At 58.1% G+C, this 9,862-nt stretch carries 20 protein-coding genes; all 20 read right to left on the bottom strand.

Annotated elements, in window-relative coordinates; genetic code table 11:
• Positions 1 to 8: 8 nt before the first annotated feature.
• The 20 genes from MWL89_RS01350 to MWL89_RS01260 all read right to left on the bottom strand — a co-directional run bounded on the left by MWL89_RS01350 (position 9) and on the right by MWL89_RS01260 (position 9,807).
• Positions 9 to 1,709, bottom strand: a complete 1,701-nt coding sequence (locus MWL89_RS01350; protein WP_244411464.1) for a terminase TerL endonuclease subunit — start codon at positions 1,707 to 1,709, stop codon at positions 9 to 11.
• Positions 1,696 to 2,067: a hypothetical protein gene (locus MWL89_RS01345; protein WP_244411463.1), complete on the bottom strand. Its 372-nt coding sequence runs from the start codon at positions 2,065 to 2,067 to the stop codon at positions 1,696 to 1,698. Before MWL89_RS01345 ends, MWL89_RS01350 begins: the two co-directional genes overlap by 14 nt.
• A 111-nt stretch (positions 2,068 to 2,178) precedes the next feature.
• Positions 2,179 to 2,544: an HNH endonuclease gene (locus MWL89_RS01340; RefSeq protein ID WP_244411462.1), complete on the bottom strand. Its 366-nt coding sequence runs from the start codon at positions 2,542 to 2,544 to the stop codon at positions 2,179 to 2,181.
• Entirely contained in the window at positions 2,537 to 2,662 is a 126-nt protein-coding gene (locus MWL89_RS16270; RefSeq protein WP_279611947.1) for a hypothetical protein, read from the bottom strand. The genes MWL89_RS01340 and MWL89_RS16270 overlap by 8 nt, the downstream gene beginning before the upstream one ends.
• A gap of 99 nt (positions 2,663 to 2,761) precedes the next feature.
• A complete protein-coding gene (locus MWL89_RS01335; RefSeq protein WP_244411461.1) occupies positions 2,762 to 3,043 on the bottom strand; it encodes a hypothetical protein in 282 nt (93 codons plus the stop codon).
• A 63-nt stretch (positions 3,044 to 3,106) separates the two neighbouring features.
• Positions 3,107 to 3,568 carry a hypothetical protein gene (locus tag MWL89_RS01330; RefSeq protein WP_244411460.1) on the bottom strand — a complete coding sequence of 154 codons (462 nt, stop codon included), beginning with the start codon at positions 3,566 to 3,568 and terminating at the stop codon, positions 3,107 to 3,109.
• Between the two features lie 148 nt (positions 3,569 to 3,716).
• Positions 3,717 to 4,250 (bottom strand): hypothetical protein, encoded by a 534-nt coding sequence (locus tag MWL89_RS01325; protein WP_244411459.1) that lies wholly within the window; start codon positions 4,248 to 4,250, stop codon positions 3,717 to 3,719.
• 117 nt (positions 4,251 to 4,367) lie between these two features.
• Complete coding sequence (locus MWL89_RS01320; protein ID WP_244411458.1) at positions 4,368 to 4,697, bottom strand: DUF3850 domain-containing protein; 330 nt, start codon at positions 4,695 to 4,697, stop codon at positions 4,368 to 4,370.
• 124 nt (positions 4,698 to 4,821) lie between these two features.
• Positions 4,822 to 5,103: a hypothetical protein gene (locus tag MWL89_RS01315; RefSeq protein ID WP_244411457.1), complete on the bottom strand. Its 282-nt coding sequence runs from the start codon at positions 5,101 to 5,103 to the stop codon at positions 4,822 to 4,824.
• Entirely contained in the window at positions 5,088 to 5,351 is a 264-nt protein-coding gene (locus MWL89_RS01310; RefSeq protein ID WP_244411456.1) for a hypothetical protein, read from the bottom strand. Before MWL89_RS01310 ends, MWL89_RS01315 begins: the two co-directional genes overlap by 16 nt.
• Positions 5,352 to 5,422: 71 nt before the next feature.
• Positions 5,423 to 5,749: a hypothetical protein gene (locus tag MWL89_RS01305; protein ID WP_244411455.1), complete on the bottom strand. Its 327-nt coding sequence runs from the start codon at positions 5,747 to 5,749 to the stop codon at positions 5,423 to 5,425.
• Positions 5,746 to 6,003 (bottom strand): hypothetical protein, encoded by a 258-nt coding sequence (locus MWL89_RS01300; protein ID WP_244411454.1) that lies wholly within the window; start codon positions 6,001 to 6,003, stop codon positions 5,746 to 5,748. The genes MWL89_RS01305 and MWL89_RS01300 overlap by 4 nt, the downstream gene beginning before the upstream one ends.
• Positions 6,000 to 6,170: a hypothetical protein gene (locus MWL89_RS01295; protein ID WP_244411453.1), complete on the bottom strand. Its 171-nt coding sequence runs from the start codon at positions 6,168 to 6,170 to the stop codon at positions 6,000 to 6,002. The genes MWL89_RS01300 and MWL89_RS01295 overlap by 4 nt, the downstream gene beginning before the upstream one ends.
• Positions 6,167 to 6,379, bottom strand: a complete 213-nt coding sequence (locus MWL89_RS01290) for a hypothetical protein (RefSeq protein ID WP_244411452.1) — start codon at positions 6,377 to 6,379, stop codon at positions 6,167 to 6,169. The genes MWL89_RS01295 and MWL89_RS01290 overlap by 4 nt, the downstream gene beginning before the upstream one ends.
• 8 nt (positions 6,380 to 6,387) lie before the next feature.
• Positions 6,388 to 6,528, bottom strand: a complete 141-nt coding sequence (locus MWL89_RS01285; protein ID WP_244411451.1) for a hypothetical protein — start codon at positions 6,526 to 6,528, stop codon at positions 6,388 to 6,390.
• A complete protein-coding gene (locus MWL89_RS01280; RefSeq protein ID WP_244411450.1) occupies positions 6,525 to 6,707 on the bottom strand; it encodes a hypothetical protein in 183 nt (60 codons plus the stop codon). Before MWL89_RS01280 ends, MWL89_RS01285 begins: the two co-directional genes overlap by 4 nt.
• Complete coding sequence (locus MWL89_RS01275; protein WP_244411449.1) at positions 6,701 to 6,907, bottom strand: hypothetical protein; 207 nt, start codon at positions 6,905 to 6,907, stop codon at positions 6,701 to 6,703. The genes MWL89_RS01280 and MWL89_RS01275 overlap by 7 nt, the downstream gene beginning before the upstream one ends.
• 2 nt (positions 6,908 to 6,909) lie before the next feature.
• Positions 6,910 to 7,194, bottom strand: coding sequence for a hypothetical protein (locus tag MWL89_RS01270; protein ID WP_244411448.1), 285 nt, complete (start codon positions 7,192 to 7,194; stop codon positions 6,910 to 6,912).
• The gene (locus tag MWL89_RS01265) at positions 7,191 to 8,297 is read right to left on the bottom strand and encodes a hypothetical protein (protein ID WP_244411447.1); all 1,107 of its coding nucleotides are present in this window, start codon (positions 8,295 to 8,297) and stop codon (positions 7,191 to 7,193) included. Before MWL89_RS01265 ends, MWL89_RS01270 begins: the two co-directional genes overlap by 4 nt.
• A 199-nt stretch (positions 8,298 to 8,496) precedes the next feature.
• Positions 8,497 to 9,807, bottom strand: a complete 1,311-nt coding sequence (locus MWL89_RS01260) for a DNA cytosine methyltransferase (RefSeq protein ID WP_244411446.1) — start codon at positions 9,805 to 9,807, stop codon at positions 8,497 to 8,499.
• Between the last annotated feature and the right edge of the window lie 55 nt (positions 9,808 to 9,862).

Below are 9,862 nucleotides of genomic sequence, written 5' to 3'. Positions count from 1 at the left end.
CCTCCTTTCTAGTACTGAACAAAGAACTCGTCGCCGAATATCACATCTTGTTGAAGTACGTAAACGGCGTTGATGAGGGCGACGACCATATCAACCTTTCCGTTCGACCGTTTCTTGTTTACGTAGCGGTTGAGGTTCGTATCGTAGGTGCATCGGGCGTTCTGGAAGTTGATTTCGAGTAGCTTGTTCGGCAGGTAGTGGAACTGCCCGCCCTCGATCTTCTCCGATAGCAGCTTCGTAGCTGGGTGGAGCGTGCGGGAATGCTGCTCGATTTCGATAGTCGTGTAACCAGCCGATTCCCACTTGTCCACGCTCGATCGCGCGTTGGCGCGGTCGTATCCGATGGCAACGACGGTGCCGCCGTAGACGCGCTCTATGTTCTCCACGAACTGCTCGATGACCGCGTAGCTCACGATCATGTCTCCGCAGGCAATGGCGATGCCCGATTCCACGAAAGCGCGGTAATCGACTTTTTCGAAAATAGATTTTTCCTCTATGCGACCCTCTGGGAAAAATGCTTTCACGTCGCAGTAGATTTCTCCGTCACATTCGAATGAGATTGCAACGGCGCAGTTGTCGTTGGTAAGCGCCAAGTCCACACCCACGTAAAGATCGCGTCCTGCAAAATCGATTCTATCGGTGCGCCCTGCTTGCACGGCTTCGATGGGAACATAGCTTTCGGTACCCACGCCCTGATAGATGATGTTGCAATGCTTCGTCAGAAAGTTCTCGCGCGCCCGCTCCGAGGCTATCGCCCTCTTGCGCTTCTTCAAAAGGTCTTCCCAGATGCCGACGTTCTCCATTGCGGCGGGGTTGCCCTGCTGCATTATCAGATCGTCGGTCATCCAGTCTTTCGTTTTATCCGGTTCGTAGAGCAAGGCGAAGATAGTTTCGTCGTCCTCGATGCCGTTAAGCACCTTCTTGGCGTATTCCACTTCGTCCTCGAACGGGTTATCTATCGTCGGGTACTTCGTGGAGATGACGCACCCGAGCTTGTTAAGCACGTTGAGCTGACCCGAGCGCATCGATTCCACGGCGGAGTTGTTGGGCAGCGCCCCGACCTCGTCTGCCAAGAACACGTTCGGCAAGCGACCGTCGAACCGGTTCGTCGCGTAGTTGAGCGCTTCGAACCTCGTCTCGGTCGGCACGAACATGATGTAGTCGCGGACGATCTTCCACCTGTTCTTGTTTTTGAACTTGTAGATGAGCGGACTCATTTTCAGCGTTTCCACGATCGCCTCGCGCACCTCTCCCGAGAGCTTCCCGTCGGGTGCCACCGAGAAGAACTTGGAGAACGGAGGCTCGATCATAAACGCGATGATGAACACGACGGCGACGGTGTACGTCTTGAAGTTCTTGCGGCAGATTTCCAGCAACCCCGTTTCGTACCTTCGCCTGTTCGGGTTGTCCCGATGGACAACGCAGAAGATCGCGACGTAGAAAAGCCACTGGTATCCAACGGTGCATTCGTAGATGCTCTTCCCGGCCTTTACGCCCTTCGGCATGACGAGCAGTTTCAAGATGTTGTCGATCTGCCTCACGCGCTTCTCGCTGATCGTGTACTTCTCGCTCTCGCCGTCTGCTATCGAAACGAAGTCTTCGCACTGCTTGATGACGTACTCGGGCGCTTTTGTCGGCTTTCCGTAAGCGTCGGTCAAGGCTCCTTCCACTGCCGCTTTTGCGTAGAGGTAGCTTTTATGATCCTTCAAGATCATCGCCTCGCAGAATCGCGATCAGCGGGTCTTCCTCTTCGCCGCCGTCATCCGCTTTGAACCCGTCGATTATCTTCATGATCGTTGCAACCGTGTCGTTGAACGTCTTCATCGTCTTGTTGTATTCGGCGACGGCTGGGTTGACGTATCTGTTCTCACGGCCTTTCACGTACTCTTTCGTCACGATCACATCGCCGTCCCTGATCTCCTTCATGAGCATGTTCAAGACGAACATGGTGTCCTGCATGCTTTTGAAAGTCGTGATGAAGACGAAGTTCTTCTCGGCTCCGTAGGTTTCGGCGATGCGCATTATCTCGTCAGCGCGTTCGTTCAGGTCGATCTTCGTATCAGCCATCGGCTTTACCTCCTTTCCAAAAAACTCGCGGGAAATCGTTGTTGGCGTTTCTGGTTGTGCGCGTTGGTGTAGGGGCTGAGAGGCCACAGAATCGGTTCTGGGTGGGGGGGATCAAGTTCCGCTAGCCCGATATCGCGCCGTCAGTTCGCGGAGGAAATCGCGGCTCACGTCGCCTCGCTCTGCTTCCTCGTGGCAGCACGTGCATAGCGTCGCGAGATTGTCCACGTCGGTGCGAAGGGAGTAGTCCTCTTCCAAAGGGACGATGTGATGCACGCCTAGCCCGTCTATCGTCACCTCGCCGCGCGAGCGGCACAGCACGCACATGTTGAGGTCGAGATCACGGACGATGTTGCGCGCCGTCTGCCACTCGCTCGTGTTGCGGAAGGTATCGGCTTTGGAGCTGCGCGGCCGCTTCGATGCCGTGCACTTGTGCCGCATGTCGTGTATGCGCCCGCACTTGGAGCACGACTTAAGCAACTGGCTTGCTCAACGACCGCGCTATGCGGTAGATTGCGACGGCCACGGCGCACAGCATGGCGTGAGCTATCTCGGTGTCGTACCGCGATGCGATCCTGCCCATCTCGAAGATATCCATTGTCGTTACTTCCTTTCCGTTGTGTTGTCTGGGTCGCGACAATAAAAAAGCCGCCCTATCGAGGACGGCTGCGTGAGCTCTTTTCTTTCGTTGCTACTGCTATGCTTTCGGTTCATGCGGTTCGAGCAGGTTCCATTGCTCTTGCGGGATGATCGATTTGATCTTAGCTTTGTACGACGGGCGCAACGGCGTGCCATCGTCGCCTCCGTCCCAAAGGTCGGATTCGGCGTAATCGTCTGACAATGTTCCGTCCGGGTTAACCACGCCCATAGCGGTGAGGATGATATCGCAAAACCGCTCGTACTGTTCGCTATCCTCGTCCAACCGCTCGATGTAGAGAAAGACGTGCGTTTTCAGCGATTGCTTGTCCATCGTTATCATGTTCAACCTCCAAAACAACGCGAGCCGCAATATCGATGCGGCTCTGCTGATACCAATATACGCCTATCTGCACGCCATTTCGCGCCATCTTTTCATCGGAGTGTAGAGAATGCACATCGCCTGCGAGTGCAGCCTCGTCTCGGTACGCGCGGATATGCACAGCGCACGGGCTATCTGCGACGGCCGCTTGTGGTCGAAGTAGCGCATGCGCACGATGGCGTACATCATCGGGTTGTCGAGCGCATCCATTATCTCGATAGCGCCCTCCACCAGGTCGCAGTAGTCTATGAGCTTGTCATCCAGGCGGTCTATCGACTCCCACAGGCGCGACATGCCGCGCTCGGTGATATCGCCCTCCATCGTTTTGGAAACGTGCTCCCCGCCGCTTACGCCGTTCAGCGTTAGCGTCTCCTGGTTCGCAACGACCAATCGCTCGGCGGCCTCCTTCGCGTAGATCGCCTTTTCCACTGCGCGGAAGAACCGCATCGTCTCTGTGTAGCGCGGCGACGGCTTGGTATTCCCCATCGTCCGATCCTCCGTTCTAAAAGAATGCACAATAACCATTATACGGTTTGCTGATCGGAGTGCCGCGATCGCGATTGCGTTTACACAAAACGTGGCGCACAAAAACGCAGCACGCGCATAAGGTTCGCTGCTTCGTTACCCGCTTCACTCACGCTACCCTGAATGTCCCTTCGTCGATGACAAGCCCGTCTTCTATGTCGGTTCCCAACACGCTGTCGCCATCGTGCTTTGCCAGTTTGGTGGCCGTCACGACGATGCGATCCCCCAGCTTGCAGTCAATATGATCTTTCTCGTACCTCAGCCCAACAAAGCTAAACCTAGTCCCGTCGTACGGATCGCCGTTCCATTCGTCGGCTTCCATCACCGCCCATCCGCTAGGTCTGAGACTACCTACCAGCACGAAATCGAACTCAAGGTTCGCATGCTGAAGGACGTCGTGCCACAGCATGTTCCTATAATCTTTATCGTACGAAAAGAACTTTTCGTTTAGGTCCCTGAAAGACCTGTTACCCGAAACCCACTTCTCGAAACCGGCGCATACGAGTTCGTACTTCAATCCATAATCGTCGGATCTGTAAACCATTTCCGCATCGCGACCGATTCTATCCGTAGCCTCATGGCACCCCGGAGCAACGGGGGCGATCGCAACGGCTGCAACGGCCGCCATGATCAGACTTGCCATACCAGACATTCGCATCCTTTCGATATAACCTACTGTGACAAATCTTACCCTATGCGACAAAAAGTGTTTGGGCAACACACTTTGCACCGACAGCACTCCTCGTAGTTGGTCGCAAGATCACGCCCCCAGCGCGAACACGGGCGCCGACGCACAGGCGGGCGCGGAGGCTGCGGCATCGTCGAGCACTGCGCGGCCTATCGGCTTTATCGCGAGCGCGGCGTACCCGTCGGCTAGCCCGTTTCCTCTCAGCACGTAGGTGACCTTGTAGGTCCTGCGGTTGATGGCGTGGGACGGGACGGGGTTGCGGTCCTCGTCGATCACGCTGAACATCAGGCGGTCGCCGACCTCGAAAACCCTATCGTCATCGCGGCGGATCTCAAACGTCTTTTTCCCCGAGCACACCGCATCGGCATACCGCTCGCATATCTCAAGCTCGTGAGCTGTCATCTTGCGCTCCTTTCGTGTCGGTCATTTCGTAACCCTCCAAACCACAAATGCGAGGAACGTGAGCATCGCTATCGCGAGGATCACGATCATCTCGTTATCGCCGATCATTCCGCAGCCACCTCCATCACCACCATATCCGTCCATGCGCCGCATGATCGCCTCCCAGGGCGACGGTCTGGTTCGTCCGGCCCTTCATGGGCTTGCCTTTGACCGCGTTATGGCAATAGCCGTCGCTTTCGGTCGGTTCGTCGGTGCGCGTGCAGTGGTAGCGCGCATCGCTGACGAAACCCGCAAGCGAGTATTCGGCGCAGAGTTCGCAGTCGCGGCACCTCGTAAGCTCCCTGCCCTTGAGGTTTATCGCATAGGGGATGTCTCCGAGCGTCTTGTGGTCTACGATAAACTCCATTTTTGCTTCACCCCCAAATCTTCCAAGCGCGAACAAATTGCGGTTTCGTCTTGCATAAGGTCGATAACCGCCGCGTCGGTCGCCTCGACTCCAATGGTTGTCATTGCCAGCGCGTTGATCGCTCGCTTAACCAGATCATATGCGTCAAGCGCCACGGCCTCCAAGCTGTCGGGGCGCTCGCTGTATACGCCGCCATCGCAAGCATTGTCGGATCTCATGAACATCGGGAAATCATCGTCGATCGTCATGAAGCACAATCCCTCGCCTCTCCTGAGCGGGAACGGCACGTAGTTGACGCACGTCCCGCATGTCTTATCGCTCATAACCTCACCAGCCCTTTCGCGCACAGCGTCGCGAGGAACCACGCCTTGCTTATCTGGGACAGCGGAGTTGCGTCGGACACCTCGGACATGCCGGCACCCCTGAGCGCGACGCCGATCCCGTCGAACCGCGCGCTCGCAATCCCATCGAGGTCGAACCTGCCCGACCGGTCCTGGAACAACCTGTACAGCGTCACGGACGTTTCGCAGTCTTCGGTCGATTCGTGCAGCATGTAACGCTTTCCGTCCACCTCGAACTTGACCGACCACCTGCTCCGTTTGACGAACCGCAGCGTCGATGGATCATTTATCGCGATGCCATTCATTCGCCCACCACCTTAGCTCCGCAGTTCGGGCAGTGTTTCCAATCTACTTCAAGCGGCATGTCGCAATGCTCGCACCACAATTCAAGGTCGTCCTCTTCCCAGACCGACCCGCACGAGCCGCGCCATTCACCGCACGTGCGCTCTGGAACGTATGCCCTGCGCTCGTCCTTCCCGCCGCCGTCAACCTGCTTCACCATGATCAGCTTCTTCGGCCAGCGTTGCCACGGCTGGCGCTCGACATAGTACAGGTTCATCGCTCCACCACCTTCACGGTTCCGCATTTCGGGCAGTAGCGCAGATCGCCGATCTCTCTGCATCTTTTGTCGTACGCGATTCCAGAGATCGTTGGGCCGTCTACGTGGTAAAGAGGCTTCGTCTGAGCGCCGCATACAGCGCAGCGGAGCTTCATGTTCTCGCTCATTCGATCACCTCGCATACGTCCATCAGGCTTTCCACCTCGATCTTCTGCACCGCCTCCGCGCCGCAGTTCGGGCAGAACCTATCGGATGCGATCGGCAGCTCGTCGTAGGTGCCGATCACGCCGAAGTTCGCGCCGCATGCAAGGCAGAGGCAGTCGCCCTCGGAATCCTGGAACATGACGGTCTTCTTCAGCCTTATCTTCTTGCTCATGGTCAGCCTCATTTCTCTTCGAACAGCTTGAAAAGGATCAGGCACAGGATCGCCGTCAGCGGCAAATGACCGGTGCTGTTCCCGTTGGTAGCGAAAGCGATGCCGAGGACAGCGAAAACACCACCAAATACAATAAAAAGCCAGTTCACTCCGCATCGCCTCCGATCAACGGTTTGGCTCCGTCTATCCTCACGCACACGGCCGCATGGGAGCAGGTGATGAGGGCGGATGCTACGCTTATCCCGCAGTGGCGAACGTTGCCCCGCTCTACGTCGATGTCGACGTAAGGGCAGTCGAGGCATGGCTTCCAAAGTTTGATCTTCAGCATTCCGCATCGTCCCTCAGATCGCGCCCGCACATGGGGCAATATCTGATGCAGTACTCGATCTCAATGTCCTCTCCGCTGCCGAACAGCATGTATTCGAGCGTAAGGTTAAGGGTCGATTCATCTACGCACAGGTCGATCCCGTCTACCCTGCGAATCGGCTTTATGTATTCGAGCTTTTCTTCGTCGCAGTATTCGCACACGGCTACTCGCCCCCTTCCGGCAGGATCGGGAAGCCCCACTCGTCTTTCGGGAGCCTCTTGACAAGCTTGTTCGTGTCGTTGACGAACCTCGCGAACTGGAACCACGCCTTGCGGCTCTCGAACTCGATGCCCGAGTACCACGGCCACGTGCCGTCGCGATGGTTGGCGAGCGTCAGCGTCATGGAGTGCAGAGGGCGGCATGGCATATGGCGGTAGCTCTCGTCTTGGTGCAAGACGGAGAGCCCGCACTCCTTGGTCACGAGCCTGCTGATGATGATGTCGCTCACTCCGCACCTCCCATCGTGCGCCCGTAGAGCTTGCGGAGGCGCTCGTAGAGGTCGATTATCTTAGCGTCACTGCAGTTATCGACCCCGTAACGCTCCCTCGGGTTCTTTCCGTCGATCTTCGACGGGCATTCGTTGCAGTTGCCATCTAGGCAACCCCAGTAATCCCATTTGTGCTTCTTCTCGTCCTCGGCGATGCGCTCCTTCGTGTCTTTCGGTTCGACGCGAGAAACGTCCTTGGCTAAATCCCATCCTCCGCTTTTGTACCTGATCCATTTCTCTATATGCCCGTATGGGCATTTGTCGTAATGAACCGTCTCTATCGTGTCGCCTGAATATTTATTAACGACCTTCTGCCCTGGCAACAGCGGCAAGCCGTCATTGCCGTATATCGTCGGAACCTCGTGCGTGAGCCATTTCGGCTTCATTTCCCTCTGTTTGCTGCCGTTCTTTCCGACTATGCTCCACGGGCCGTTTTCGATACCCGTTACTTCCCAGGCTTCGCCGTCGCCGCCGTAGACGATCTCGCCTACCTCGATCGGCAGGCCGTCCGCTGCCAGCACCTCAGGTTCGGGGCGCTTGACGCGCTCGGTGTAGCTGTAGCCGTGCCACGCCGAATTTCCGATGCTTTTATCGAGCAGCGCAAACCCTTCACTCCCTAGCTTGGTCGCGGTGCATTTCCGCTTACCTATGCCCCACGCGAACTCGTCGCCGAACTTAACCTTCTCCCCGTCCTCGAACCTCGGCCACTCCATGCCCTCGGGCATGAGGCGCTTGTCCAGCTCGCCGATTATCCTTCCGATCGTGAAGTGCGCGGGTTCGTCGGGCTTGCGCTCGACCCCTACCCGCTCGGCAACCTGCTCGGTCATAAACGAGTAGTTGTGCTTAACCTCGTCAAGCCCGCCGTTGACCTCCACCCAGTCTGCCGCCGCCTCGCGCTCGGGGTCGCCGCCGATCAGCCGGCATACGCGATCGACGGTATCCTCCCAGTTCGAGCTTCGGTCGATGCCGATCGCTTCCATGAAGGCGCCCCAGCTCCACGTCTCCCACGGCCAGCAGTCTTTGAGGGCGCTCATGCGATTTACTAATACCTTTCTTTCGTCCATATTCGAACCTTCCTAGGTAAAGTCGTTTCGGTTATCCGTTGCTTTTCGGGGATCAGCGAAGATAGCCGCCCGTTTTCTTTCGCTATTTGATAAAATTCCCCGTTTTTCACGTATTGGGGCGCGCCGTATACGATATCGGGACGGTGGCGCGCCCCCCTGACAGTTGCCCGCGTGGTTCGGATGCGCGGCCCCCGATGGGTCATCCCGCCAGGCCGAGCGACGAGTCCACACGGGCGATGCGCTCGCCGATCCACCTCACCACGGGCACGGCGAACGAGTTGCCGAGCGCCGAGTAGCGCGGCGAGTCGGGGAACTCGTCTGCTGGCCTGCCCCGGTAGGGGACGAGGGTCCAGTCGTCCGGGAAGCCCTGAAGCCGCTCGCATTCGCGGGGGGTGAGCCTGCGCACGATCCACGGCCATTGCCAGACGGCCCCGTGATCGACCTCGGCCGACTGCACCACGTAGCTCTGCTGCTTTGCGCCCGGGCGGGAGCACAGGGCGCCCGAAAGGGAGCCGTCGCCGCCTACCAGGCGAACCTCGTCGCGGGTGTTCTGGGTGAAGCAGATCGGGGGCTCGCCGCCGACCTTAAGCGTCCCGCACAGCTCCACGTCTATCGCGGCGTTGGCGTTGGCGTCGGCCATGCATACGGTCGGAACCTGGTTCGTGCCGCTCGCCCCCGCCCGCAAGGTCGGCGATACCTCCCATTGCGCACCGAGGGAACCCGCGCCCGCCGTGTTGCCCGCGCAGAACGCCATCACGGCGGGCACGTTGTTGGAGTTGGGCTTCGCGCCGTTGCACGTCCTGAGCGTCGGGGAGAGGTCTATCGACTCGGCCATCCCGCGCGATCCCGAGGCGTTATGGTTGAACCCTATGCATCCCTCATCCATACCGTCTGCGCAGCCATCGCCGCGCCGAGCGGCATCGGCAAGCTCTTTCCTCTTGACTTTGCCCGACGGAAGATCCCACTCAAGGCCCTCGGGCTCAAACAGTACCTCAGCAGGTGCGGCCCCGTCTCCAAGCACGCCGACAACGAACACGCGGCGGCGTCGCTGGGCCACTCCGAAGAATTGCGCGTCGAGAACTCTCCACGCCATACCGTACCCGAGTTCATCCATTTCATTGAGGAGCTGTCGGAAAGCCTCCCCCTCCTCGCTCGAGAACGCTCCCGGGACGTTCTCCCAGACAAAGTAAGCAGGACGGAGTTCCGATACAGCTCGTATGTACTCGTACATGAGACCGGATTCTCCGGCCAGCCCCTCGCGCCTTCCGGCGACCGAGAAGCTTTGGCAGGGGCTTCCTCCCACAACGACATCTGGCCTTCCATGGTCTTCAACGAACCTTCTCCAATCTATCGACCGCACGTCCCCGAGGTTCGGCACCTCGGGGAACCTGTATTTCAAAACTTCGCAGCAGAACGGGTCCACCTCGGCGAACGCCACCGGCTCCCATCCGAGCGGCTCCCATGCCACGGTAGCGGCCTCGATGCCGCTGAAAAGGCTCACGTAGCGCATCGGGAGCACCTGCCGATCAACGCGATCAGCGAGAGCAGCGCGATCGCCGCCGCGA

It is taken from the genome of Raoultibacter timonensis (assembly GCF_022845715.1).
Lineage (GTDB): Bacteria > Actinomycetota > Coriobacteriia > Coriobacteriales > Eggerthellaceae > Raoultibacter > Raoultibacter timonensis.
This window is presented reverse-complemented; position numbering and strand designations above follow the sequence as displayed.